The 25,448-nt window shown below is 57.8% G+C and carries 20 protein-coding genes and 2 pseudogenes; 14 read left to right on the top strand and 8 right to left on the bottom strand.

Annotation, left to right across the window (positions count from 1 at the left end):
- Positions 1-3: 3 nt before the first annotated feature.
- From A8B82_RS19415 to A8B82_RS19385, 7 genes are read left to right on the top strand one after another with little or no spacing between them, the layout of a single operon-like run.
- Positions 4-1,284, top strand: coding sequence for a TRAP transporter large permease (locus tag A8B82_RS19415; RefSeq protein WP_067296290.1), 1,281 nt, complete (start codon positions 4-6; stop codon positions 1,282-1,284).
- 8 nt (positions 1,285-1,292) lie between these two features.
- Positions 1,293-1,598 (top strand): cupin domain-containing protein, encoded by a 306-nt coding sequence (locus A8B82_RS19410; protein ID WP_067296287.1) that lies wholly within the window; start codon positions 1,293-1,295, stop codon positions 1,596-1,598.
- Between the two features lie 17 nt (positions 1,599-1,615).
- A complete protein-coding gene (gene kduI / locus A8B82_RS19405) occupies positions 1,616-2,440 on the top strand; it encodes a 5-dehydro-4-deoxy-D-glucuronate isomerase (RefSeq protein ID WP_067296279.1) in 825 nt (274 codons plus the stop codon).
- The gene (kduD, locus tag A8B82_RS19400) at positions 2,437-3,180 is read left to right on the top strand and encodes a 2-dehydro-3-deoxy-D-gluconate 5-dehydrogenase KduD (RefSeq protein ID WP_067296276.1); all 744 of its coding nucleotides are present in this window, start codon (positions 2,437-2,439) and stop codon (positions 3,178-3,180) included. Before kduI ends, kduD begins: the two co-directional genes overlap by 4 nt.
- Positions 3,170-4,585 (top strand): mannitol dehydrogenase family protein, encoded by a 1,416-nt coding sequence (locus tag A8B82_RS19395; RefSeq protein WP_082899391.1) that lies wholly within the window; start codon positions 3,170-3,172, stop codon positions 4,583-4,585. The genes kduD and A8B82_RS19395 overlap by 11 nt, the downstream gene beginning before the upstream one ends.
- A complete protein-coding gene (uxuA, locus tag A8B82_RS19390) occupies positions 4,582-5,754 on the top strand; it encodes a mannonate dehydratase (RefSeq protein WP_067296271.1) in 1,173 nt (390 codons plus the stop codon). Before A8B82_RS19395 ends, uxuA begins: the two co-directional genes overlap by 4 nt.
- Positions 5,747-7,270, top strand: coding sequence for a UxaA family hydrolase (locus tag A8B82_RS19385; protein WP_067296265.1), 1,524 nt, complete (start codon positions 5,747-5,749; stop codon positions 7,268-7,270). Before uxuA ends, A8B82_RS19385 begins: the two co-directional genes overlap by 8 nt.
- 421 nt (positions 7,271-7,691) lie before the next feature.
- Here the strand turns inward: A8B82_RS19385 and A8B82_RS19375 are convergent, their stop codons facing one another.
- The 5 genes and pseudogenes from A8B82_RS19375 to A8B82_RS19360 form a co-directional block, all read right to left on the bottom strand.
- Positions 7,692-8,384 (bottom strand): IS6 family transposase, encoded by a 693-nt coding sequence (locus tag A8B82_RS19375; protein ID WP_138069816.1) that lies wholly within the window; start codon positions 8,382-8,384, stop codon positions 7,692-7,694.
- 82 nt (positions 8,385-8,466) lie between these two features.
- A pseudogene (locus tag A8B82_RS24040) lies at positions 8,467-8,592 on the bottom strand (IS6 family transposase); the annotation flags it as partial.
- Between the two features lie 207 nt (positions 8,593-8,799).
- Positions 8,800-9,339, bottom strand: coding sequence for a hypothetical protein (locus A8B82_RS19370; protein WP_067296257.1), 540 nt, complete (start codon positions 9,337-9,339; stop codon positions 8,800-8,802).
- Positions 9,340-9,436: 97 nt separating this feature from the next.
- Positions 9,437-9,829, bottom strand: a pseudogene (locus tag A8B82_RS19365) (transposase); the annotation flags it as partial.
- Between the two features lie 61 nt (positions 9,830-9,890).
- Positions 9,891-10,592: an IS6 family transposase gene (locus A8B82_RS19360; protein ID WP_067296251.1), complete on the bottom strand. Its 702-nt coding sequence runs from the start codon at positions 10,590-10,592 to the stop codon at positions 9,891-9,893.
- 515 nt (positions 10,593-11,107) lie between these two features.
- Between A8B82_RS19360 and A8B82_RS24035 the strand changes: the two genes are divergently transcribed.
- Together A8B82_RS24035 and A8B82_RS19345 are read left to right on the top strand one after the other, a co-directional pair.
- A complete protein-coding gene (locus A8B82_RS24035) occupies positions 11,108-14,353 on the top strand; it encodes a calcium-binding protein (RefSeq protein ID WP_161489481.1) in 3,246 nt (1,081 codons plus the stop codon).
- A 149-nt stretch (positions 14,354-14,502) separates the two neighbouring features.
- The gene (locus tag A8B82_RS19345; RefSeq protein WP_067296245.1) at positions 14,503-15,435 is read left to right on the top strand and encodes an IS5 family transposase; all 933 of its coding nucleotides are present in this window, start codon (positions 14,503-14,505) and stop codon (positions 15,433-15,435) included.
- Positions 15,436-15,528: 93 nt separating this feature from the next.
- Here the strand turns inward: A8B82_RS19345 and A8B82_RS19340 are convergent, their stop codons facing one another.
- Complete coding sequence (locus tag A8B82_RS19340; RefSeq protein ID WP_067296244.1) at positions 15,529-16,158, bottom strand: TetR family transcriptional regulator C-terminal domain-containing protein; 630 nt, start codon at positions 16,156-16,158, stop codon at positions 15,529-15,531.
- Between the two features lie 136 nt (positions 16,159-16,294).
- Between A8B82_RS19340 and A8B82_RS19335 the strand changes: the two genes are divergently transcribed.
- The 5 genes from A8B82_RS19335 to A8B82_RS19315 all read left to right on the top strand — a co-directional run bounded on the left by A8B82_RS19335 (position 16,295) and on the right by A8B82_RS19315 (position 23,435).
- Positions 16,295-17,929 (top strand): phytoene desaturase family protein, encoded by a 1,635-nt coding sequence (locus tag A8B82_RS19335; RefSeq protein ID WP_067296240.1) that lies wholly within the window; start codon positions 16,295-16,297, stop codon positions 17,927-17,929.
- Positions 17,926-19,470, top strand: a complete 1,545-nt coding sequence (locus tag A8B82_RS19330) for a phytoene desaturase family protein (RefSeq protein WP_067296237.1) — start codon at positions 17,926-17,928, stop codon at positions 19,468-19,470. The genes A8B82_RS19335 and A8B82_RS19330 overlap by 4 nt, the downstream gene beginning before the upstream one ends.
- Positions 19,467-20,654: an aminomethyltransferase family protein gene (locus tag A8B82_RS19325; RefSeq protein ID WP_067296235.1), complete on the top strand. Its 1,188-nt coding sequence runs from the start codon at positions 19,467-19,469 to the stop codon at positions 20,652-20,654. Before A8B82_RS19330 ends, A8B82_RS19325 begins: the two co-directional genes overlap by 4 nt.
- Positions 20,655-20,671: 17 nt before the next feature.
- Positions 20,672-22,063, top strand: a complete 1,392-nt coding sequence (locus A8B82_RS19320; RefSeq protein ID WP_082899390.1) for an aminotransferase — start codon at positions 20,672-20,674, stop codon at positions 22,061-22,063.
- Positions 22,064-22,370: 307 nt separating this feature from the next.
- Positions 22,371-23,435, top strand: a complete 1,065-nt coding sequence (locus A8B82_RS19315) for an extracellular solute-binding protein (RefSeq protein ID WP_082899387.1) — start codon at positions 22,371-22,373, stop codon at positions 23,433-23,435.
- A gap of 86 nt (positions 23,436-23,521) precedes the next feature.
- Here A8B82_RS19315 and A8B82_RS19310 read toward each other — a convergent pair whose 3' ends face one another.
- Both A8B82_RS19310 and A8B82_RS19305 read right to left on the bottom strand, forming a co-directional pair.
- A complete protein-coding gene (locus A8B82_RS19310) occupies positions 23,522-24,298 on the bottom strand; it encodes a methyltransferase domain-containing protein (RefSeq protein ID WP_067296226.1) in 777 nt (258 codons plus the stop codon).
- A 42-nt stretch (positions 24,299-24,340) separates the two neighbouring features.
- A complete protein-coding gene (locus tag A8B82_RS19305; RefSeq protein ID WP_138069818.1) occupies positions 24,341-25,444 on the bottom strand; it encodes an ABC transporter ATP-binding protein in 1,104 nt (367 codons plus the stop codon).
- Between the last annotated feature and the right edge of the window lie 4 nt (positions 25,445-25,448).

Raw genomic sequence — 25,448 nt, 5'->3', positions numbered from 1 at the left:
CCCTTGGAACTTTACGTACTCTTCGGGACCTTCGTGTTCCTGCTGCTGATCGGCACCCCGGTCGCCTTCTGCCTTGGGGTTTCCAGCTTCGCGACCATCGCCTATCTGGGGCTGCCGCCGGTCGTGGTGTTCCAGCGGCTCAATTCCGGCGTGTCGGCCTTCGCGCTGATGGCCATTCCGTTCTTCATCTTCGCGGGCGACCTGATGGTGCGCGGCGACATCGCGCGCCGCCTCGTGGCGCTTGCCGGGGCCTTCGTTGGCCATTTCCGGGGCGGGCTGGGGCAGGTCAACGTCCTGTCATCCGTGATGTTCGGCGGCGTGTCGGGCTCTGCCGCCGCCGACGCCTCCGCCGTCGGGGGGCTGATGGTGCCGCAGATGAAGGAGCGCGGATACGATGCCGACTACGCGGTGAACATCACCGTCGTCAGCTCGATCATCGCGCTGCTGCTGCCGCCGTCGCACAACATGATCATCTATTCCATCGCCGCAGGCGGGCGCATCTCCATTGCGGATCTGTTCACGGCGGGCATCATCCCCGGCTTCCTGCTGGCGCTGGTCCTGATGATCACCGCCTGGTGGGTGGCAAAGCGCAAGGGCTACCCGGTGCAAAAGTTCCAGGGCTTCCGCATGATCGGCACGCTTTTCATCTCCGCCGCACCGGGCCTGATCCTCGTGGCGATCATCTTTGGCGGGGTGCGGTCGGGCGTCTTCACCGCGTCGGAATCCTCCAACATCGCGGTGGTCTACGCGCTCTTGGTGACCTTCTTCGTCTACCGCAGCCTCAGCTGGCACGACTTCATCGAAGCGACCTTCGCTGCCGTCCGCACAACGGCGATGGTGCTGATGGTCATCGGTTGTGCGGCATCCTTTGGCTGGCTGCTGGCCTATACCCGCGTGCCCGCGTCGATGGTGCAGATGTTGCAGGGCGTGTCGGACAACCCGATCGTGATCCTGCTGTTGCTGAACGTCGTGCTGCTGATCCTTGGCACGTTCATGGATATGTCGCCGCTGATCGTGATCACGACGCCGATCTTCCTGCCGGTCGCCATGGCATTCGGTGTCGATCCCGTCCACTTCGGCGTAATCCTGATCCTCAACCTTGGTATCGGCCTGTGCACGCCGCCCGTGGGGGCGGTGCTGTTCGTAGGCTGTGCAGTGGGGCGCATTCCGATCTGGGACGCGGTGCGCACGATCTGGCCCTTCTATGGTGCCGCCTTTGCGACGCTGATGCTGGTCACTTATATTCCGGCGCTGTCGTTGTGGCTGCCGTCGATGTTCAGATGAGGCAAGACATGCGCTATCCCGTTGTTCCCACCGATCCCGGCGTGACCCGTCAGGTGCTGGCCGAAAACCCCGATCTGATGGTGGTCGCCTTTCGTTTCCACGACGGCGCCGAGGGCAAACTGCACAACCATCCCCACGCGCAGGCCACCTACGTCGAGGCCGGTCGCTTCACCTTCACCGTGGGCGACGTCACCCATGATCTGGGACCGGGCGACAGCATCGTGATTCCTTCCGGTGTGCGTCACGGCTGCGTCTGCACCGCTGCCGGAACCCTGATCGACAGCTTTACCCCCCGCCGCGACGATTTCCTCTGAAAAGAAAGACAAGCCAAATGCTCAAGACCCAGACCCGCCATGCCATCGACCCTGCAACAGCCAAGACGCTCGACACGGACCAGCTGCGCGATCATTTCCATGTGGGAGGTCTGTTCGTTGATGGCGAAATCAACCTTGTCTACAGCCATTACGACCGCCTGATCCTAGGTTCTGCCGTGCCTGCGGGCAAGGCGCTGACGCTGGACAAGGTCGACGCCACAGGCACTGCAACCATCCTTGAGCGGCGCGAAATGGGCATTCTCAACATCGGTGAGGCGGGCAGTGTAACGGTCAGCGGCCAGACCTATGAGCTGGGCAAGGGCGAGGTGCTTTATATCGGCATGGGTGCCGGGCCGGTGACCTTTGACGGGGCAGGGCGGTTCTATGTCCTGTCGGCCCCTGCGCATCAGACCTATCCGACCACGCTGATCACCCTCAAGGATGCGCGCCGGGTTGAGATGGGGGCCCGCGAGACCGCAAACGAACGGGTAATCATCCAGTTTCTGCACCCCGAGGTCTGCAAATCCTGTCAACTTCTGATGGGCTATACGCAATTCGCAGAAGGCTCCGTCTGGAACACGATGCCCGCCCACCTGCATGACCGCCGGATGGAAGCGTATCTGTACTTCCAGCTCCCCGAAGATCAGCGCGTCTTTCACCTGATGGGAGAACCTGACCAGACCCGCCACATCGTCATGGCCAACGAAGAAGCCGTGATCTCTCCGCCGTGGTCGATCCACGCCGGTGCGGGCACGGCGTCCTACACATTCTGTTGGGCGATGGCGGGCGACAATGTTGATTTCACCGATATGGATATGGTCGCCATGGGGGATCTGCGGTGAGCAATCCTTTCGATCTAGCGGGCCGTCGCGCGCTGGTCACCGGCGCCAATACCGGTATCGGTCAGGCCATCGCCGTGGGTCTTGCCCAGGCCGGCGCGACGGTGATTTGCGCCGGGCGCCGGGCCTGTGAGGAAACCGTGGGTATGATTGAGGCTACGGGGGGCACCGCGTCCACCATCCTCGTTGATTTTGCCGATCCGATGGCGGGAAAGGGGCTGTTCGACGGCCAGAATATCGACATTCTGATCAACAACGCAGGCATCATCCGTCGAAACGCCTCAGTCGACTTTACCGAAGCGGATTGGGACGCGGTTATGGATGTAAATCTCAAGGCGCTGTTTTTCACCACGCAGGCCTTCGCCAAGGCGGTGCTGGCGCGCAAGGGGACCGGCGCTGTCGTGAACATCGCTTCGTTGTTGTCGTTTCAGGGTGGCATCCGCGTGCCGTCCTACACCGCGTCAAAACACGGCGTGGCGGGGCTGACCAAGATTTTGGCCAACGAATGGGCCACCAAGGGCATCAACGTCAACGCAGTCGCCCCCGGCTATATCGAGACCAACAACACCGAAGCGCTGCGCGCCGACCCCGAGCGGAACAAGGCGATCCTTGACCGCATTCCCGCAGGTCGCTGGGGGGCGGCGTCTGACATCGCGGGCGCGGCGGTTTTTCTGAGCGCCCCGGCGGCGGGATATGTGCATGGGGCAGTTCTGAACGTGGATGGAGGCTGGCTTGCCCGCTGATCTTGCAAACAATCGCCCCGCGACGGGCATTGTCCATCTGGGGCTTGGGGCGTTTTTCCGTGCCTTTGGATGTGTGTATATCGCCGATGCCATGGCGGCTTCGGGCGGTGACTGGGGCATCATTGGTGTGTCCCTGCGCAGCCCCGACACGCGCGATGCCTTGCGCCCGCAGAATTGGTCGTATACCTCGGTCAGCCTTGGAGCGGATGGGGAAAAACTGCGCAAGATCGATGTACTGAATGATGTTCTGGTGGCCCCTGAAGACCCCGACGCGGTTCTGACTGCGATGGCCGATCCGGGTGTGAAGATCGTGACGCTCACCGTCACGGAAAAGGGATATTGCCACAATCCGTCCACCGGCGCGCTGAACCTCGATCACCCCGATATCCAGTACGATCTGGCCCACGATCTTCCCGTTTCGACCCCCGGATATCTGGTACGTGCGCTGGCGCGGCGCCATGCGGCAGGGGTGCCGCCATTTACGGTGCTGACCTGCGATAACCTGCCCGAAAACGGCAAGCTGGTGCGCGGCATGGTGTTGCAGCTTGCCGAAAGGATCGATCCCAAACTCGCCGCATGGATCGCGGCCGAAGGGCGCTTCCCCTCTACCATGGTAGACCGGATCACACCCGCAACGACCGACGACGACATTCGCCGACTTGCGGCGCAGACCGGCACGTACGATGCGGCCCCCGTGATGCACGAACCTTTCGCGCAATGGGCGGTCGAGGATTATTTCGTCGATGGCCAGCGCCCCGATCTTGGGGCCGCAGGTGCCGAGATGGTCGCGGATGTCACCGCACACGAGCACATGAAGTTGCGGATGCTGAACGGCACGCATTCAGCGCTAGCCTATACCGGCTATCTGGCAGGGCACGAGACCATCGCCGAAACCGTGGCCGATCCGGTCTTTGCCGCCTATGTCCGCGCTTTGTGGTCAGAAATCATGCCCGCCGTCGTGGCCCCCAAAGGCGTGAGCCTGACGCAGTATGCTGACGCGCTTTTCGACCGCTATGCCAACCCTGCGATCCGGCACCGGACCTGGCAGATCGCCATGGACGGCAGCCAGAAACTGCCTCAACGCTTGTTGGGAACGTTGCGGGAAAATTTGGATTCCGCGCGCCCCACGACAGCGATGTGCGTGGCCGTGGCAGGGTGGATGCGCTATGTTTCGGGCGTGGACGAGGCCGGGCAGCCTATAGATGTGCGGGATCCCATGGCTGACCGTCTGCACGCTTTGGCGGCGCAGGCGACGGGTCCTGCGCAGATTGTTGCGTCGCTGCTGGCGGTCGAGGATATTTTCCCCGCCGATTTTGCCCAACGGATGCAGGCGCCAGTTACCCAAGCGGCAGAGCAGATCTGGGCCGACGGCGTGCGCGCCGTTGTGAAAGGAGCCTCATCATGATCGAAAGCTGGCGTTGGTACGGTGAGTTCGACAGCATCCCGCTCTCAGACGTGGCCCAGACGGGCGCGCGCGGGATCGTGAGTGCTTTGCACGCCGTCCCCTATGGCGAGGTCTGGTCGCAGGACGCGATTGCGGCGCGCAAAGACGTGATCACGCAGGCCGGGTTTGACTGGGTCGTGGTCGAAAGCCTGCCCATCCATGAGCGGATCAAGCGCGGTGACGGCGATCTGTCGACGCTGTTTGGTAACTATCGCCAGTCGATGGCCAATCTCGCGGCCCAAGGGGTCAAGACGATCTGCTACAATTTCATGCCGTTGCTGGACTGGACCCGCACGGATCTGGCCGCACCCGTCGCGGGCGGGGCCACTTGTCTGCGGTTCGAGGCCACGCGCATGGCCGCCTTCGAAGTTCATATGCTGGGCCGCCGCGAAGCCGAGGACGATTATCCCACCGATGTGCTTGCGAAGGCCGCCGCGTGGTTTCAGGCCGCCAGTGAGGCAGACCGCGCAAAACTTTTGGCCGCCATCATGGCCGGAATACCCGGCGCGTTCGACCGCTACGATGTCGCGGGCCTCAAGACCGCTCTGGCCGGCTATGACAACATCGGGCGCGACGCCTTGCGCGCAAACTACAAGCGGTTTCTGGACGAGATCATTCCCACAGCCGAAACGTTGGGCATGCGCCTGTGCGTCCACCCCGACGACCCACCGCGCAATATTCTGGGCCTGCCGCGCATCGTGTCGGACGGTGAAGACCTCGACTGGATCTTGAACGCCTATGACAGCCCTGCCAATGGCGTGACACTTTGTGCGGGGTCTTTGGGGGCTAATCCGGTCAATGATGTGCCTGCTATCGCGGAAAAAGTCGCAGACCGCATCCATTTTGCCCATCTGCGCAACGTGCGCAAAGACCCGGACGGCTCCTTCGAGGAGGCCGCCCATCTGGATGGCGACACGGATATGGTCGCCCTTATCCGCGTTCTGCTGGCGGAAGAAGACCGGCGCCGATCGGCGGGGCGCGACGATCACGCGATCCCGTTCCGGCCCGATCATGGCCATCACATGTTGTCCGATCTGACGCGCGACATGATCCCTGGCTACCCGCTGATTGGCCGGTTGCGCGGTCTTGCCGAATTGCGTGGCGTGATCCGCGCGGTGTCCCATGTCTGATCCGCTGATCCTGCACCCCAGCGACACCATTGGTGTGCTGACGGAGCGGGCCAATGCTGGGGATGATCCCTTGGGGTTGGGGGCGCCGCTGGCGGCGTCGGTTTCTTCTGGGCACAAGATTGCGCGCGTGGCGATGCAGATCGGCGCGCCGGTCGTGAAATTCGGGCAATTCATCGGGCAGGCCACCGTGCAGATCGCTGCGGGGGATCATGTGCACACACACAACTGCACCTTCGCAGACCCCAAACAGGACTACCACATCGGCGCAGATCTGGCCGCATCACAGCGCGCAATTCCGCAGACGGAACGCTTGAACTTTAACGGTTACGCCCGCGCGGATGGCCGTGTTGGCACGCGTAACTATATTGCGCTGGTCGCGACGGTGAACTGTTCGGCGACGGTGATACGCCGTGCCGTGTCGGAGATCGAGGCAAGTGGCGCGCTTGAGGCTTATGCAAGTGTCGACGGCATCGTGGCTTTCGCCCATGGCACAGGCTGTGGCATGGCCAACAGCGGGCGCGGCTTTGACATTCTGGACCGTGTCCTTTGGGGCCACGCGACCCATCCCAATGTGGGTGCGACGATTTTCGTGGGCCTGGGCTGCGAAGTGATGCAGATCGCGCGGATGCAGTCGCATTTCGGCGACGCTGGCACCGATCGGTTTCACGCGCTGACCATTCAGGACACCGGCGGCACCCGTGCAACGATCGACGCGATCAAGGCGCATGTGGCGGAAATTCTGCCGCAGGTAAACGCCGTCACCCGCACCCCCCAACCCATGAGCGCGTTGCGCGTGGCGTTGCAATGCGGCGGCTCCGACGGCTTTTCCAGCATCACCGCCAACCCGGCCTTGGGGATCGCAAGTGACCTGATCGTGGGGCAAGGGGGCACGGCCATCCTGTCAGAGACGCCGGAGATTTATGGAGCTGAACAACTCCTGCTGCGACGCGCTGCTGACAAGGATATTGCGGAAAAACTGGTCGCCCAGATCAAGTGGTGGGAAAACTACACCACACAAAATGGCGGCTCGATGGACAACAATCCCAGCCCCGGCAACAAGCAGGGTGGCATTACGACGATCCTTGAGAAGTCGCTGGGCGCGGTGGCCAAAGCGGGCTCGACGCCCCTGACAGCCGTGTATGACTATGCCGAAACAGTTACACAGGCGGGTTTCGTCTTCATGGATACGCCCGGCTATGATCCGGTCTCAGCGACGGGCCAGATTTCGGGCGGTGCGCAGATCGTTGTGTTTACAACGGGGCGCGGCTCGGCCTTCGGGTCCAAACCCGCACCGACCATCAAGGTGGCCACATCCGACCGACTGTTCAATCAGATGCCCGACGATATGGACATGAATACCGGCGATATCGTGTCCGGTGGCGTCAGCATGGCTGACAAGGGCCGCGAGATTTTCGACATGATCCGCGCAACGGCATCCGGTCAGGTCACCAAATCCGAGGCGTTGGGCCTTGGCGACAACGAATTTGTGCCGTGGCAAATCGGAGCGGTGATGTGAGCCGGAAACCAATTACACTCGCGCATATAAGATTAATGGGTCCAGAGCCTAATGTCACAACCCCTATCAATATCGGGGTGTTATCAGGCCGTGAAAAGCGATGTCGGTAACAAAATCCGCGATTTTTTGGCGGGGCAGATTTGTTGTCACCATTCGCGACATACCCAGAAAATATCCAGCCACGATCTCAGGAGTATGTTCTGTCAGTGCGGCGTGGAAAAACCCGTTCTGGATGCCTTCCTGCATGTTTCGGAGGCTAATGTCGCGGAGCTTTTTTGCCCAACGGTTTAATTTGATGCGCTTTGTGCCGCTCAGCTTGCTGAAGGCAGGCTGTAATGTAAGAGGGGGCGTGTCGCTTAGTTGGGCCTGCAGTGTCGCAAAGCTTTCGCTGATCCGAAGTTAGCCCCGCCGTTGGACACACTTATCCAGCGAATGCGGCGAATTGCGCGAATCCGGATTGGCCTGCCTGGCGAAATTGACCTTTCCGGATCATATGCGCGACTTCAATCCCGGCGAGCGTTGCGGAAGCTGAGTTGATCGAATTGAAGGTTTGCATTGGGCGGGTGAGCTTCTTGATGAAGCGGTGGTCGTGCTCAATAATATTGTTCAGATATTTCTTTCGCCGGACGGTGATCAACCAACACCAGCCGCACATGACGAGCAGACAATTCATGTTGAACAGACCAGCTGTATTCGATCCACTTTTGTCGATCACGACCTTGTCTGGCCAGCCGTTATTGCCGACGGCTTTCACGAAGAACGCAGTTGCCGCAGCTTCGTCGCGGCGCTCCGACAGCATGAAATCTAGGGTTTTGCCGTCCTTGTCGATCGCACGGTACAGATAAGTCCACTGGCCTTTGACCTTCACATAAGTTTCGTCCATCCGCCACGAACGCCCCTTTGAGGCCTTTCGATGATGTGCCTGTTCGGCAATTGCGCTCGCATATCTCCCGACCCAGCGATTGAGTGTTGCATGATCGAGATCGAAGCCACGTTCGGCCATGGCCTCCTCAAGGTCGCGATACGAAACGGGAAAGCGAACGTAGAAATAAACGGCGTACAGGATCACCGATTTCGGGTACTGTGCGCCTTTGAAATTGATCAACTCGTCCATCCTAACCTGATATCGGGAAAGAGTGGGGTCTGGATCATCACGCTCGGCAATGCAACCCAAATCCTAAACTTTGCGACAATACCCGTTCCAGCATCAGCTCCTCGACCTCGCGCAGGCTCAAGTTGAACCGGGCGTAGAGCCAGACAACATGAGCAATGATCTGAGGTGAAAACCGGTGGCGCTTGTAGCTGATTTTCAATGCCTGCATCGACACCGCTTACGCCCAGATCAATGCAACGGCAACCTCAGGCCCGTTAACGTGACAACACCCGCTGAGCTTCAGATCCGGATCGCGGTGCTCAACCGCTACACCGCCCTTGGCATACCCGTCACAGAGCCCGTAGGATAAGTCTGTCCGGGGAAAGGGAAAGCGCGCTCAGGCCCCGATTTGTGCAACAAAACCGGGCAAGGGCCATCACATTTCCAACCGCTGTTCTGCAACAAAGCCTTTCCAATAATTTAACGACTTCAAGCTCGCTGTTTCCAATAGCGAATGCTTATATCCATGATCTCTCGCTAGAATGCTCCACTCCATAAGAACGATTGAATCCTCTAAGCGTTCTGGCCTAGCTGTGGCAATGCTTATGCTCATCAAGTCAAAGAGTTGATATATTCTGATTATCTCTATTGATTCATCGGCATACCTAAAACCGTTCATATTCACTTCATTAAGGAAGTATAATAGTGCTTTCCATATTTCAAAATAAGACGTCAGTTCTGGATCGGTATCCGTTGAACGGTACTTGATTGGGTATTCTTGCCGATCAGTCGGTTGGGTTGACGATGAGATGGAAAGAATATCTTCAATTCTAACTAGCGATTCTCTAACATGTTTCCTGGCCTTTACACTGAGGCAGCCTCGCAATTCCGTAAGCGCTTTCGACAACTTGTTGAGCATTTCTTCTCGGTAGTAATTTTCAAAGCTGCCAAAAGTCTGGGGTTTTTGATGGATCATGGTTGTACTCCTTAGGAGGTTTCTGAAGTGATCACGGTTTTAGTAAATTTTCAGTAAATTTATTGGCTAGAAACTGCATATCTAGAGCATCATCCATTTAATCTGCAACATATCGGGCAGCTATGAAGATGTTCCGACATTCTTCTGGTGGGAACAGTTCACAGGTTTGCGCGACAGACTGAAACAATGCGTCGAAGGTGCGTGCTTTGAGCCGTCGTAGGTGTGCTTTGAGCTTGGAATAGGCCATTTCAATCGGATTGAGGTCCGGGCTGTAGGGCGGAAGAAACAGCATCCAATTGCCTTGCGCCTTCAGCACGTTCTGGGCGTATGCGGATTTGTGAGACGACAGGTTATAGGCGATCACGACGTCGCCGGGTTGTAATGTCGGGGCCAGTTGTGTCTCGATATAGGCGTCAAACGCAGCGCGGTTCATGGGGCCGACCAGCACCCAGGGTGCGGCCAGTCCGTCAATGCGCAGTCCGGCGATAAAGGGTGAGGGGGTGTTGTCACGTTAACTCGCCGAGTTTGCAAGTTGGCATGCCGATCGTTGATTAAGCGACGTTTGCCGCAGATTTCCACGCCTCGAATGCTTCTAGCCGATGGTAGCGGTTGGTGAGAGCGGAACGACGGTGGGCTGGTACGGAGAAGAAATTACGGGTTGCAGATTGTATCGAGACGAAGCGTTGTAAACTACCCGGCGATTGGAAACCCTGCATCACCCGCTCTCGTTTTCGAAAAGGGAGATGGCTGTGTTCTGCACGGTTATTGAGCCCCTTGTGGGACCAATGATCAAGGCCGGGCGCGACCTCGCGTTTTGCGGCACCATAGGATCGCAATTTGTCCGTAATGATCCTTTTGGGCAGGGAGCTCCAACGTTTCATCAGCTTGATCAAAAGCTGCTTTGCGGCGCGCTTGTCTCGCCTCGGTTGAAGGACTTCCTCAAGAACGACACCGTGTTGGTCGACGGAGCGCCAGAGCCAGTATGACTGGCTCGCGATCTTCACGACGACTTCGTCCAGATGCCAGACATCGTCGGGGCGCGGCTGCCGTCGCCGTAGAACGTGGGCGATCAGCGGGCCGAACTTGAAAGTCCAGCGCCGGAACGTCTCGAACGAGACGTCCACGCCACGTTCCAGCATCAGATCCTCGACCTCGCGCAGGCTCAAGTTGAACCGGGCGTAGAGCCAGACAACTTGAGCAATGATCTGGGGCGGAAACCGGTGGCGCTTGTAGCTGATATTCAATGCCTGCATCGACACCGCCTACGCCCAGATCAATGCACCAGAAACCTCAGGCCCGTTAACGTGACAACAACCCTCACCCCATTTGTGCAACAAATCCCCACCAACTGGGCCATCGCCGCAGACATCGTAATTCAATACTTAGATAGTCACATCGCCGACTCCACCGGAACCAGTCAGTAGTCGTTCAATTTTTGCCGAACTGCTACCAACTCGGCACGTCTATGAAATCCCGTTGAAAAAGTCTTGAGAACTCCGGACCGTAAATTGGGTCGGAAAAATTCATACAGATATCTAAAAATTTGAATGTCAGATCACAACTAAGACAAAATTGCTAATGACAACTGAAGAGAATACCCGAAATTCCTAAATGAAATCCATAATATGTCTATTGTAGGGCGCTTTTATAACGATAAATTGAAACGGGAGTTTTAGTGCGGTTAAGTCGTGGAAAAATGTATAGCCGATATAATTGCAAGAATTTAGAACGTGGCTGATCAAGAATGGCAATCAACGGAGTGCCATCAATGAGAAGTCTTACCTTAGAAACAATTGTCCAAACTGGTGAAACTGTCAGTCAAGATCATTTCGGTGGAAATCTGATTGGAACCCTCCATGCACCGTCAGGAATTCCAGATAGTGAGTATGCCGAAGCTATTGGTGAGCTCGGTGTAACATCTATTCGGTACCCAGCTGGTGAACCAGACGAGCGATATGTTGATGGGATGGTCATTGAAGGAGCGCTACCGGCCCACTTAATCAATTACATGAACTGGGCGCAGGAGAATGGCCACGAAGTAGTTGTAGTCATTCCAACTTTTGCTGGATATCCTGGAGAGGATGAGTTGCGTGAATTTACACGACTACTCCTGGCAGATTATGGCGATAATATATTGGCATTTGAGATAGGCAATGAGTACTGGCAGGAGCAAGGAGAAACCGCTTATGGCGAAATTGCAAATGAAGCGACGATTGCTATTGGTGATGCTTTACAAGAGGCAAACACCAATATCGATATTTGGGTTCAGATGGGATACGCAGGCGGAATTGCATCCGACTTTCGTAATATTGACGAGGGTTGGATCACTCGCACAATAATGGCAAATGAAGCTATCTTGGATGCACTCTCTCCAGAAGCACAATTACTCATAGACGGGGCTGTGGAACACTACTACTTCCGACAGAGCAACCAGTACTTGGGGGATCTATCAGACGCTGACAATATGATTGGGCTCGATTATTCCATCTGGCAGAGCCATTTTAATCATGAACTAAGTCTAAATATTACGGAATGGAATATAAACAACGGAAACCTCTATAATCTGGGAATGCGGGCCGCATCCGCGCTTATCGCACAATTCCAGTTTATGATAGAGTTGGGCGTTGACACAGCATATGTTTGGCCTCCACGGCATAATACAACAAACGACTTGGCCGGTTCAAATGTGACCATCGTGGACCCGGAAACCGATATCGTGGTGAATACAGTTGGCGGGGCGATTTTTGATATGATGTCATCCCGACTAGTTGGCATGGAGGCATTGGCCACTGGATTCAGTGGAGAAAACTCCTCTGTCCAATCGTACGTCTATTCAGACGATAGTACATTTGTAGTTTATGTCACATCAAGGTCCGAGAATATTGAAGACGTTTCGTTTAGCCTCGGTAATTTCGGGCATGGCGCTTCGCTGTCGTCTGCAACGTTGGTAGGTTATGATCCGGCCACCGCAGATGGACGGCATTGGAATCCTATGGAGCAGGGGTGGACTGCACCAAACTCAACAATCATCAATGGTGAAGTATATTATTTCAACGAACATGACGCGCAGGCCCAAATAACACAATTGGACGTTTTAAATGGGAATCCATTCGGTGTGTTTAACTTCACACTTAACCCATATGAAGTTATTGAATTGGTCTATCAAATTCCAACGGCTGGCACTATAACTGGATCCAATCGATCAGATAGAATTATTGAGGACCATGGCTCGCAAGTGATTCATGGTTTAGATGGTGATGACACAATCCGAACGGGAAGGGGCGAGGATACAATTTTTGGCGGCGATGGAAACGACCATATCGTTGCAGGAGCGCATTCGGACTTTGTTGACGGCGGTCGTGGCAATGACTTTCTGTCTGGTTGGGGTGGAGATGATACAATCTATGGAAGTGGCGGAAACGACAGTCTCTTTGGATTTCAAGGTAATGATGTCTTACGGGGTGATATCGGTCATGATTCCATTGTTGGAGGGGATGGTGATGACCTTCTAGTTGATGGCGCTGGCGAAGACACACTTGAGGGGGGTGATGGGATCGACACCTTTCGATTTGATCATGACAGCTCCGTTGATGTTATTTCAGACTTCGAGTTAGGTATCGATGTAATCGACCTTTCTAATTTTGAATTCTTAAGTGGCCTTGCCGGAGTACAAATCATTTCTAGGAGTTGGGGTGCGACCTTAGAATTTGGAGCCGAGACCTTTGAAATTCGCACTAGGGATGGAAACGCCCTAAACTCAAGCAATTTGACAGTGGAGAACTTCATCTTCTTTGGAAATCCGAGCGATACTCCAATCAGCCCTCCAGTATTCGAGGATGTCCCGGGTGAAATGCCACCTGAGCCGCAAACAATAGCGCCAACCATCTTCCTGGATGCAGCTCCAACTCCGCCGTCAAGGGTTAACATGCCTTTGAGTTATATGGATACTTCGCCAGGTGGCATTCGAGGAACTGCCACCTCTGAAGTTATTAATGGTGATGACCACGATAATCGCATTTTCGGGGGCTGGGGGCGCGACACGATTCATGGCGGTGATGGAGCAGATCAGATCTCAGCCGCTCAAGGAAATGATCTAGTAAATGGCGGTCGAGGGGGCGATCTACTGTTTGGAGGCAATGGATTCGACACGGTTAATGGTGGAAATGGTTCGGATACGATTGATGGTGGTGGAGGAGCGGATTCATTGACCGGAGGTCATGGCAATGATGTGCTACTAGGTTGGTTCGGGTTTGATCAAATTTTCGGTGGAACCGGAAGTGACTCAATTTGGGCCGGAGCTTCCGCTGATCGTGTTTATGGTGGCGAAGGCAATGACTGGATCAGCGCAGGTTCAAACTTCGGATTTTCCGTCGATGGAGTATTTGGTGAAGGAGGCAGTGATACAATTTTTGGCGATGCTGGGTTCGATCACCTTGATGGCGGAGAGGGTGACGACGTTATCGACGGTGGTAACCAGGCGGATAACCTATACGGTGGCGGTGGTAATGATCTTCTAATTGGGGGTGCTGGGCTTGATCGAGTTTTTGGGGGCACTGGCGCCGATGACATAGTTGGTGGCCTGGATAACGATGGGCTCTTTGGTGAAAATGGCGATGACCACATCTGGGGCGGGCATGGGAACGATAGAGTTTTCGGCGGTCAAGGTAATGACTTAATTCATGGTGGGAGCGGTACAGATACAGTATACGCAGGTGCCGGGTTTGATACCATCGAAGGTGGCGAAGGTGACGATTTATTATTCGGAGGCTTTAATGGTGATCGCTTCATATTTAGAGGTGGACACGGACATGATAGAATAGCTGATTTTGATGCGAGCAACTATCAGGAAAGGATCGATTTTTCGAATGTCGATCTTTTCCAAAATTGGACACAGGTTATTGCTGCTGCAAATCAGGTTCGTTGGAATGTTGTCATCGACACTGGGTCGGATAGCTCGATCGAATTAATAAATGTCAACATTAGCGATTTGGGAGTGGATAATTTCCTGTTCTAGATTTGGTTGAAGCCACTTTCTCCGGAAGGTCATTCTTCATTCTCAATTGAGACCGCAGCACTACCGCACCTTTTCCCGCTTGACAGGGCTTTGTTGCACAAATGGGGTGAGGGATTCCCTGTTTGAATCCAGCGTGGTAGCTGGCTTGCATGAGCAGTTGGTCCCCTACGACGTACAAGACTAGGAACTGGCCTTCGTACAACACGGCGCTGCAGCAGCGCGGTTCGCTATCGATCTGGTTTGATGCCGAGATGGATTGGCATGCGCCAGTGACCGGCAAACGCGGTCGTCAGCGCGAGTTCAGCGATGCGGCAGTCCAAGTTTGTCTCACGATGACGGTGTTGTTCGGCAAGCCCCTTCGCCAGACGACCGGGTTCGTCGAAAGCTTGTTGCGGTTGGCAGGGCTTGACTGGAAAGTGCCGGACTTCAGCACCCTGTGTTGCCGCCAGAAGACCCTGAGCGTCGCCATCCCTTACCGCGGAGGAACGGGTCCTTTGCACCTGCTGATCGACGCGACCGGGATCAAAGCCGAGGGCGAGGGAGAGTGGAATGCCCGCAAGCATGGCGGGTCAAAGAAGCGCCTTTGGCGCAAGCTGCATCTCGGTATGGACGAGGAAACACTGGAGATCCGCGCGATCGGCGTCACGACAAGCAACGTCGGCGACGCCCCTATGTTGCCCGACCTGCTGGAACAGATCCCGCCCGACCAAGAGATTGCCACGGTCACCGCTGTCAGGGCCTATTACACGCGCAGATGTCACAATGTGATTGCCGCTCGAGGTGCCGCTGCCGTCATCCCGCCGCGCAAGAATGCCCAACTTTGGAAGCAAACCACGGCGGGTGCTATCGCGCGAAACGAAGCTGTGAGGGCCTGTAAATATCTCGGACGTGCCTTGTGGCGAAAGTTGACCGGGTATCACCGCCGAAGCCACGCAGAGAGGAAGTTGAACTGCGTCAAACTCCTTGGCCAAGGCCTCATGGCCCGAGACTTCGACCGACAGGTTGCTGAGCTCCAGATCCGGATCGCGGTGCTCAACCGCTACACCGCCCTTGGCATACCCGTCACAGAGCCCGTAGGATAAGTCTGTCCGGGGAAAGGGAATGCGCGCTCAGGCCCCGATTTGTGCAATAAAGCCCTTCACGAGTTAACGTGACAACGCCGGGCGACAATATCGTCAGAGCAGCGCCGCGATCATCGCGCGGGTCGAGGCGAGGCAATCGGCGGGCGTCATCCGTTTGGGTTGCAGGTGCAGGTTCTGCCAGAAGCCGTCCGTCAGCGTGTCTATCCACTGGGCCAGGCGGGCAACGTGATCCTCCTCCGCACCGGGCATCAGCGAACGGCAGATGTCGCGGATGACGGCACCGCGGTCCTGGTCAAACTCGCGGCAGATTTCCGCGTATTGCGGGACAAAGTTCTGTTCTCCCCAGAAGGCGAACCAGAGCGACAGCGCTTCGGGTGAACAAACCTCAGTCGCGAAATCTGCCGCTACCAGCGCCATCAGGCGGTCGAACGGCTCAGGACCGGCACTGTCGAGCGCGGCACGCCAATTGTCGGCGTAGGCCTGGTATTGGGCACGCAGGGTTTCGGCCAGCAGCCCGTTCTTGGATTTGAAGTAAAAGACCGCTACGCCCTGCGACAGTCCCGCCTCTGCCGCGACGGTGGCGAGGGTTGTCTTGGCCAGCCCATGCTGGATTACCGAACGTCGCGCCGCGTCCAGCAACTGCCGCCGCCGCATGTCGGCATTGTCCTTTCGCTCCTTGCGGGGCTTTGATGCGCTCTTGGTCTTTTCGTCGGTCAAACCCATTCCTCCACCGGGGTCCGGTAGTTTTTTCACAGACGGGCGAGGTTGTCATGCCAATTGTTTTTATTTGAGCGCTCAAAAAACTTTACGACATTCCGCTGCTTCGCTAAGACTGGGCGAAGGATCAGGGAGGCGATGCATGAGTGTGGCAAAATATGACGCGATCATCGTCGGGGCAGGGCACAACGGACTGACAGCCGGTTGCTATCTCGCCAAGGCCGGGCTGAAGACGCTGATCGTAGAGAAAAACGACTGGATCGGTGGGGCGGCTGTCAGCCGGTCGCTGCATGATGGCTGGACTTATTCCAACTGTTCGTATGTCTGTTCGCTGCTGCGCCGCGAAATTGTGCGCGACCTCGAATTGCCGCGCTTTGGCTTGCAGGTGATCCCCTACGAGGGCGGTGCGACATTTACCCAAGACAATGATTATTTTGCCTACATGTCCGATCACAACGCGCTGGAGCGCGAGATCGCGCGCCATGAGCCCCGCGATGTTGACGCCTACGGGCGCTTTTCGCAGACGGTGATGCGACAGTGCCGTTTTATCCGGCCCTTTCTGCTGCGCAATGCACCGGACCCGACATCGCTGCATCCCCGCGACCTCGGAGAGTTGGCGTTTCTGGTGAAGAAGGCGCACGGGCTGGGGGCAAAGGAACTGGGCGAAACGATCCGTTTCTGGACCATGTCCATCGGTGATTTTCTTGATGAGCATTTCGAGAGTGACCTGATCAAGGCGCATCTTGCAGGTTCGGGCATCATTGGCACCGGTTTAGGGGTCTATTCGCCCGGTACGGCCTATGTGCTGCTGCATCACTACATGGGTGACGTGGATGGTGCCATCGGCGCCTGGGGTTTTGCGCGCGGCGGCATGGGGTCAATCTCCAGGGCGCTTGGCATGGCCTTTGCGGAAGCGGGCGGCGAGATACGTACCGGATCCGGGATCGACAGCTTTCGGGTGAAAGATGGCAAGATCGTTGGCGTGGCGCTGGAGAATGGCGATACCTTCGACGCGCCCATCGTGGCGTCCAACATGGATGTCAAGCGGACGTTCCAGCACCATGTCGATGCGGCCCATGTGCCTGAGGAGTTTACCAGGGCTGTCAATCGGTTCAAAATTCGCGGCTCGTCGGCCAAGCTGAACATTGCGCTGGACCGATTGCCTGATTTCCCTGCGGCCCCCAGGGGCGCGCCGTTTCTGCGCGGTGATCTGCATTGTTCGACATCGCTGGCCGAGTTGGAACGCGGGTATGACGACTGGAAAGAAGGGCGCTGGTCCGCCGAGCCCTATTTCGACATGCTGATCCCCAGCCAGATCGACCCGACGATGGCACCGCCGGGCAAGCATATGATGACGGTCTTCGTGCAATACGCCCCCTATGATCTTGAGGTAGATGGCCTGCGGTCCGGGCAGAACTGGACCGATGCCAAGCGGGCGGAGCTGGCCAATTGCGTTTACGACAAGATTGAACAGGCGATGCCGGACATACGCAACCGGATCGTTCATGCCGAGGTACGCACACCGCTCGACATCGAGAACGAGGTCGGGCTGACCGAAGGCAATATCTTTCAGGGCGAGCTGACGTTTGATCAATTGCTCTTTAACCGGCCAGTGCCGGGCTATTCGGACTATTCAACCCCCATCGAAGGGCTGTTCATGGTCGGGTCGTCCAGTCATCCGGGTGGGGGTGTCATGGCGGCACCCGGAGCGAACGCGGCGCGCGAAATTCTGCGCCGCGCGGGCAAGGGCCGCGCAATGCCGAGGTTCGCGGCATGACCGAACGCTTTGACGTGATCGTAATTGGGGCCGGACATAACGGGCTGACAGCGGCCACCATGCTGGCGCGCAAGGGCAAGCGGGTCTGCGTGGTTGAGAGAGCCGAACAGGCGGGCGGCATGGCGCGGATGGTTGATTTTGCGGAAGGCGCGCGGGGGCCCGACATTGCACATCTGCTCTACAACCTCAGCCCGGCGGTCGCAAAGGATATCGGTCTTGATATCGAGACGCGCAGGCTGCCTACCCTTGCGCTGTCCCCTGACGGCAAGCACGTAGAAATGACCGGCGGTACCCTTTGTTACGCGGATGGCAGCGCGCATCCGGAGGCGGAGGCTTTTACTGCATTACACGCACGGTTGGTGCGGTTCGCCGCCCTGTTGGGCCAGCTCTCCGATGCCCCGCCGCCGTCGCTGGCGGAAGGGTTGGCGAGCCTCGCCAGCCTGCGCGACCTTGGCGGACTGGCAAAGCTGGGACTGAACCTCAAGCGGATGGGCAAGGCGGACATGCGGGAATTCCTGCGGGTCATCCTGTCGAACGCCTATGACTTGCTGCTCGACGATTTGCCGGATGGTCCCGTTGCGGGTGCGTTGGCCGCCGATGCGGTGCGCGGCGCGTTTAGTGGGCCGCGCGCTCCGGGGTCGGTGTTTTCGTTGATGTACCGTATGGGGCAGGGGGGCGAGGTGGCCTGGCCCATTGGCGGGTTCGGCGCGTTCGAGGCGGCGGCCACCGCTGCTGGGGCGACGATCCGCTACGGCACGGGTGTTTCTGCGATCACGGTAAAAGATGACGGGGTGCGCGGGGTTACCTTGCAAGACGGTACGGTACTAGCCGCAGGCGCGGTCCTGTCGAGCATTGGTGCACCGTTGACGATGCAGCTTGCCGGTGCGCAGCATTTCGACATTGAGGCCACACGCCGCCTGCGCAAGATGCGGGCCAGAGGGACGGTGGCCAAGCTGAACCTGGTGCTGAGCGCTGTGCCGGACTTGCCGGGGCTGAGTGATGCACAAAAGGCCGGCCGACTGATCGTGGCACCCTCTGCGACATATGTTGAGCGCGCCTTTAACCCAGTGAAATATGGCCGTGCTTCTGATGCGCCAGTGATCGAGGCCGTGCTGCCGTCGCTGAGTGATCCGTCGCTGTGCACCAAAGGTCAGCAGGTGTTGTCGGCGGTTGTGAGCTATGTGCCGTTTGACCCCGAAGGCGGCTGGACGGATGCAGCGCGGGCAAAGCTGACCAGACGGATCACTGACACGCTGGCAATCTATATGCCGGCTCTCTCAGATATCATCACGCACAGCAGTCTTCTGACACCCGATGATATCGCCGCCAGCACGGGCGCGCCAGGCGGCCATTGGCACCACGGCGAGTTGAGCATTGATCAGTTGCTGACGGTCCGTCCGGTAAACGGGCTGTCGCGCTATGCCTTCGGGGTGCGGGGCTTTTACCTTTGCGGGGCATCAGCCCATCCGGGCGGTGACGTGACCGGATCGCCCGGGCGCAATGCCGCACGTTGCCTCTTGGAAGATGGGATACCGACATGACCCAATCTGCCGCGAAAACCGTAGCCATCGGGTTGATCCCCGGCCCGTTCCACGACCGGCTGGCACCGCTTAGCCTTGCGCAGGGTTGGATGGACTGGGCTGGTTACATCTCTCCTTCCGTGCTCGACACGGCGGAGTTTGAATACTTTGCCATTCGCAACCAAGCGACGCTTTTCGACATCTCGCCGATGCACAAGTACCGCATCACCGGCCCTGATGCGCAGGCGATGATCAACCGTGTTGTCACCCGCGACGTGGCCAAGATCGGTGATGGGCGCGTGGGCTATGTCATGTGGTGTGATGAGGAAGGGATGTTGATCGACGACGGCACGCTGTTCCGCTTTTCGGCCAGGGATTTCCGTCTGTGTTGTCAGGAACGCATGTTCAGCTGGCTGCTGGATGGTGCCTATGGTTTCGACGTTGAGGTGACCGACGAAAGCGACAGTATTGCAGCGCTGTCCCTACAGGGGCCGACGTCTTATTCGCTTCTCAAGGACGCGGGGTTGGATGTCGCGGATATGAAACCCTTTGACTGGCGCGAGGTCGAACCGGGCCTGTGGATTTCGCGGACCGGGTTCACTGGCGATCTGGGCTATGAACTTTGGGTGCCATGGAACGACGCCTTGCCGCTTTGGGACAGGCTTTGGGACGCGGGCGATCATTGGGGGCTGCGGGCAATCGGCTTTGACGCGCTGCATATCGCGCGGATCGAAGCGGGGTTTGTGGCGGCGGGGATGGATTTTCAACCTGCCCATGGTGCGATGCGCTTGCACCGGGGGCGCACGCCGATCGAATTGGGCTTTGGCCGGATGGTGCATTTTGACAAGGGCCATTTCAACGGCCGCCGCGCCCTGCTGGCACAACAGGAAAAGGGCGCGCGCTATCACCTCGTCAAGATTGATCTGGGCGGGTTCAAGCCCGCGCAGGATGCGCTGATATATCACCGGAAGCGACGCGAGGTGGGGCATGTGACCTCGGGTGTATGGTCGCCCACGACCAAGCGCAATATCGCCCTGGCAGAGTTGAAAGCGCCCTACGGGGACAGCAAGATCAATGACCTATGGGCCGAAATCTACGTCAATCAGGAAGGCCGCTGGGAGCGCCGCCTGGTGCCCGTCACCGTCGAGACTAAACCATTTTTCATCAATGCGCGCGCCCGCGCGACACCGCCCGGCGCGTTCTGATGACCAAGGAGAAGACCATGACAACCATCTCGCGCGATATGACCAACTGGCCCTCAGCGGACACGCTGAACGAATGGGACCGCAATCACCAGCTGCACCCCTGGGCCGCGATGGATGCCTGGCAGGAGAGCGATTATCACCCAATCGAGCGCGCCGAGGGTATCTATCTTTGGGACGCCGATGGCAAGCGCTACATCGACGGGCCGGGGGGTATGTGGTGCGTGCAGATCGGCTATGGCCGCAAGGAAATGGCGACGGCGATTGCCGATCAGGTGCTGCGGCTGCCCTATACATCGCCCTGGACGACAACGACCGATCCCTCGACCCTGCTGGCCAAGAAGATTGCCGATCTGGCACCGGGTGACCTGAACAACGTCTTTTTTACGACCGGTGGATCGACGGCGGTCGACACCGCGCTGCGCACCATGCATTTCATGAACAACGCGATGGGGCGGCATAACAAGAAGATCGTGATCGCGCGGGAAAAGGGCTATCACGGGTCCACCTACCTTGCCTCCACCGTCACCGGCAAGGAGCGCGACAAGAGCCGTTTTGACGTCGAGGACCGGCTGGTGCGGTTCCTGCCTGACGTCAATCCATATACCCGCCCGGAAGGCATGAGTGTCGCTGACTGGTGCGATGCCAAGGTCGCGGATCTGGAGAATATGATTGCCGAGGTGGGGCCGGAAAACGTAGGTGCCTTTATCGCCGAACCGATCCTGTGTTCAGGCGGGGTGATTATCCCGCCCCAAGGCTATCACCAGCGCACCCATGGGCTGTGCAAGAAACACGACATTCTTTATATTTCGGACGAAGTTGTGACAGCGTTCGGGAGGCTTGGCCACTGGTTCGCCTCTCAAGAGGTGTTTGGCATCGTGCCTGACATCATCACCTGCGCCAAGGGGCTGACGTCCGGCTATCTGCCGTTGGGGGCCTGCATCATCTCGGACGCGGTGATGGAGCGGATGACAGGGCCGAACGAAAATGTATTGTTTTCCAACGGCTATACCTATTCCGCCCATCCGGTCTGCTGTGTTGCCGCGCTCAAGAACATCGAGATAATGGAAGAGGAGCGCATCCTTGAACATGTGCGCGAGATCACCCCTCATTTCCAGCGCCGCTTGCGCGCATTGGAGCGGTTTCCCATTGTGGGTGACGTTCGGGGTATGGGGCTGCTGGCCTGCATCCAGGGGCGCCCCGATACGCCGGGCACGTCGCTCGCCGTTGAACGCAAATTGGGCGCGCTTCTGGACGAGGCCTGTGACAAGCGCGGGCTACTGGTGCGGCCTTTGATCAACATGGCGGTGTTTTCCCCGCCGTTGATCATAAGCGTGGCCCAGGTCGACGAGATGTTCGATCTGCTGGAAGAGGCGCTTGAGGAAGTATCGACGGCGATGGCCTCAGACTGAAGTTTCGGGGCGGCAAGATCGCAGCATCGCCGCAAGGCTGCGGGGGTAGTGCCAGCCCATGCCGTGGCAATGGGGCATCTGACAAAAAATCGGTTGGGGGCGGTGACAGGTCCCAATTGGAGCGGATGGAACAAGATATCATGGCATGGATCGCGCATGATTTAGCCAATTTCCCCGGCGTTTTGCCTCAATATTATTTGAGCGCTCAAATAAACCTTGTGTCATGTCTCTTTCCCTCGTAGCTTTTTGAGCAGGGGCCTGCCTGAATGTTCGCCAGATGGGCCGACATAAAAACAGGGAGAAACTGATGATTACTCTTAGACTGAAGGGCGCAACGATCGCCGGTGTGGCTGCGTTGCTGACATCGGCGGCCATGGCGCAGGATTCTGAACTGACGGTGTTCGACTGGGCAGGTTACGAAGACCCGGAATTCTACACCGCCTATAATGACAAACATGGTGCCGCGCCGACCTTTGCCTTTTTCGGCGACGAAGAGGAGGCTTTCCAGAAACTGCGGTCGGGGTTCAAGGCCGACGTCGCACACCCCTGTTCGCAGTCGGTGCCAAAATGGATGGAGGCGGGACTGCTGGAGCCGTTAGATCCCTCCAGGATCGACCGCTGGGATGACCTCAATGAGGAGTTCCGCGAGATCGAGGCCTATCAGAAAGATGGCGAATACTACTTTGTGCCGATGGATTGGGGCAACACCGCCCTCACCTATAACACAGAGAAGCTGACCGAGGATCAGGTGAAATCCCTGCAAATCTTTGCCGACCCATCGATGGCGGGCAAGGTGTCGATCGGGGATAGCGTAGACGATGCTTATGCGCTTGGCTTCCTTGCCACCGGCGTTCAGGACTGGACGCAGGCGAGCGATGAGGATTTTCAGAACGCTTCTGATTTCCTCCGCAAGGTACACCAGAACGTCCTGTCCTACTGGGATTCGTCTTCGTCGCTGGCGCAGTTGATGCAATCGGGTCAGGTTGAACTGGCCTGGGCTTGGAACGAGACGTCTTCGACGCTGGGGGCCGAGGGCCTGCCTATCGCAATGAAGCGCGACACGGACGAGGGCGCATCGAGCTGGGTCTGTGGGTACGTCAAGCTTAAGGACGGCGAAGGATCGGACGACAAGTTCTATGATTTCATCAACGCCTGGTTGGAGCCGAAGACCGCAAACTACATCGTGACCGCCTGGGGTTATGGCCACTCCAACGCAGCGGAGATGGCGACGATGGATCAGGAGATGCTGAAGTCAGTGGGCCTTGATAGCAATGAGGCACTGCGCGAAAATACACTTTGGCAGGCACCTCCGGGGTCTGAACTGCGCGAAAAGATGATTGCTGAATTCGAGAACATCAAAGCCGGCTTCTGAAGCCGGTCAAACCAAGATGATCAACCGCCGTGGCCGAAGGGTTGCGGCGGTTTTTGTCTGCGGCGTGAAACGAGCCAAGCAGCGCCTTAGCGTGGTTTCTGCGCCAGCAGGTGATGCGGGCAATGCTCACCGGTTTCCAGCACCTTGATCATCGCCGCCCATGTCTCGATCGACGACGCGATCAGGTCCTCACCATGGGTCATTTCCCAAGCACCGCGGTCTGGCCCGGACAGGCGTGCAAGCTCTTCTCCTGCCACTTCCAGATACCAGCGGTTGCGGTTGGTTAGTACGATGTTCTCGAACCCAGCATCTTTTAGCGCCCTGCGGTAGCGCATGGGCGAGGCCATGGCGAAGTCGAGGTCCTCCAGCGCGATGTAGGCGGCCATCTCGGGCGAAGGGGCGTTATCGTGAGACATCAGCCAGTCGGAGGCTGTAAACCAGCCACCGGGTTTGAGGATACGAAAGACATCGGCGGCCAACGCTTCCTTGTCGGGGATGTGAATGATCGAGTCTTTGGAAAAGACCACGTCGAACGTGGCATCTTCAAATGGCAGGGGGCCGGGGGTGACTTCTTGGATCGTAATGTTCTGGGTCAATCCCGCCGCCGCCACCCGCCGCGTCGCGGCAGCGCAAACGGGGGGTTCCACGTCGACACCTGTAACATGGGCGGCCCCGTGTTCGCGTACCAGCGCGATGGCGATGGCACCCGATCCGCTGCCGATATCAAGCATCCGCGCGCCCGCAACAGGGGCGTGTTTGACGACCCGTGCGACCTCCTCCGGCCCGCCGGGAGAAAGGTAACCGTCGCCCCAGAGCGCCTCAAGCAGGGCGATGTGGCGGGTGTCATAGTTCAGGTCGGTCATGGCGTTGCCTTGTGACGTCTCAGCGTGGGAATGGGCATTGGGTCACTCACCGAAGACGACGATAGATTCGATACCCCAGCCGACTGAGACTGTGCTGCCGGGGGCCACGACGGACCGCCCCGCGGTATTGCGCATTGAAATCGTGAGCGGTTTGTCGTGACCGGGCAGGCGCACCTCGTAATAGGTCATGTCGCCGTAATATTCGGTGTCGACGACTTCGCCCTTCACCTTGTTCTGCGACCGCTCGTCCTGGTCGAACAGCACGGTCAGCATCTCGGGCCGCACGCCGATGGTGTCGATTTTGTCGGGGTTTACGTCTTTGCCCAGCCTGTCGCGCGGGACCTGCGCCTCGCCCAAGGCGGCGATGCCCAGGGTCAGGTGCGTGTCGCTCAGCGCCGTCACGCGCGCGGGCAGGAAATTCATCACCCCGATAAACGAGGCAACGCGCTTGTTCACAGGGTGGCGGTAGAGCCCTTCGGGCGTATCGAGTTGTTCGATCTGCCCGTCGAACATCACCGCGATGCGGTCAGACATGATAAGCGCCTCTTCCTGATCGTGGGTCACCAGGATGAAGGTGATGCCGATGGACCGTTGCAGGCTGCGCAGTTCCATCTGCATCTGGTCACGCAGCTTCTTGTCGAGCGCGGAAAGCGGTTCGTCCAGCAGTATTACCTTGGGCCGCATCACCAGCGCACGCGCCAGGGCCACGCGCTGCCGCTGTCCGCCGGAAAGTTCGTGCGCCTTGCGTTTGCCGTAGTTTTTCATGTCCACGAGGCTCAGCACTTCGGCCACTTCCCTGGCGATTTCAGCCTTGGGCATCTTGCGGGTCTTGAGGCCGTAGCCCACGTTCTCTTCCACGTTCAGATGGGGAAAGATTGCGTAGCTTTGGAACACCATGTTGGTGGGGCGACGGTTGGCGGGGATGCCCGCCATGTCCTTGCCCGCGATGGCGACGGTGCCGCTGGTCGGCGGTTCGAACCCCGCGATGGCGCGCAGCAGGGTCGTTTTGCCACAGCCCGAGGGACCGAGAAGGGAAAAGAACTCGCCTTCGCGTATGTCGGCGGTGATGCCGTGCAGGGCGGTAAATGTGCCGAATTTCTTGATCACATCGCGGATCTCGATCATCGGCTTGATGCTGTCGTTCATGTCA

Origin of the sequence: Sulfitobacter sp. EhC04, from assembly GCF_001650875.1 — a bacterium.
Taxonomy (GTDB): Bacteria; Pseudomonadota; Alphaproteobacteria; order Rhodobacterales; family Rhodobacteraceae; genus Sulfitobacter.
Note: the sequence above shows the minus strand (reverse complement) of the source record. Positions and strands in the feature narration are given on the sequence as shown.

What these genes read in the sequence shown, in the direction of transcription:
- A8B82_RS19325 (WP_067296235.1), top strand. Translation starts at nt 19,467, where the DNA reads ATGACCCAATCTGCCGCGAAAACCGTAGCCATCGGGTTGATCCCCGGC.
- A8B82_RS19310 (WP_067296226.1), bottom strand. Translation starts at nt 24,298, where the DNA reads ATGACCGACCTGAACTATGACACCCGCCACATCGCCCTGCTTGAGGCG.
- A8B82_RS19375 (WP_138069816.1), bottom strand. Translation starts at nt 8,384, where the DNA reads ATGGACGAGTTGATCAATTTCAAAGGCGCACAGTACCCGAAATCGGTG.
- A8B82_RS19315 (WP_082899387.1), top strand. Translation starts at nt 22,371, where the DNA reads ATGATTACTCTTAGACTGAAGGGCGCAACGATCGCCGGTGTGGCTGCG.
- A8B82_RS19340 (WP_067296244.1), bottom strand. Translation starts at nt 16,158, where the DNA reads ATGGGTTTGACCGACGAAAAGACCAAGAGCGCATCAAAGCCCCGCAAG.
- A8B82_RS19335 (WP_067296240.1), top strand. Translation starts at nt 16,295, where the DNA reads ATGAGTGTGGCAAAATATGACGCGATCATCGTCGGGGCAGGGCACAAC.
- A8B82_RS19370 (WP_067296257.1), bottom strand. Translation starts at nt 9,339, where the DNA reads ATGATCCATCAAAAACCCCAGACTTTTGGCAGCTTTGAAAATTACTAC.
- A8B82_RS19360 (WP_067296251.1), bottom strand. Translation starts at nt 10,592, where the DNA reads ATGCAGGCATTGAATATCAGCTACAAGCGCCACCGGTTTCCGCCCCAG.
- A8B82_RS19345 (WP_067296245.1), top strand. Translation starts at nt 14,503, where the DNA reads ATGAGCAGTTGGTCCCCTACGACGTACAAGACTAGGAACTGGCCTTCG.
- A8B82_RS19305 (WP_138069818.1), bottom strand. Translation starts at nt 25,444, where the DNA reads ATGAACGACAGCATCAAGCCGATGATCGAGATCCGCGATGTGATCAAG.
- A8B82_RS24035 (WP_161489481.1), top strand. Translation starts at nt 11,108, where the DNA reads ATGAGAAGTCTTACCTTAGAAACAATTGTCCAAACTGGTGAAACTGTC.
- A8B82_RS19330 (WP_067296237.1), top strand. Translation starts at nt 17,926, where the DNA reads ATGACCGAACGCTTTGACGTGATCGTAATTGGGGCCGGACATAACGGG.
- A8B82_RS19385 (WP_067296265.1), top strand. Translation starts at nt 5,747, where the DNA reads ATGTCTGATCCGCTGATCCTGCACCCCAGCGACACCATTGGTGTGCTG.
- uxuA (WP_067296271.1), top strand. Translation starts at nt 4,582, where the DNA reads ATGATCGAAAGCTGGCGTTGGTACGGTGAGTTCGACAGCATCCCGCTC.
- kduI (WP_067296279.1), top strand. Translation starts at nt 1,616, where the DNA reads ATGCTCAAGACCCAGACCCGCCATGCCATCGACCCTGCAACAGCCAAG.
- A8B82_RS19320 (WP_082899390.1), top strand. Translation starts at nt 20,672, where the DNA reads ATGACAACCATCTCGCGCGATATGACCAACTGGCCCTCAGCGGACACG.
- A8B82_RS19410 (WP_067296287.1), top strand. Translation starts at nt 1,293, where the DNA reads ATGCGCTATCCCGTTGTTCCCACCGATCCCGGCGTGACCCGTCAGGTG.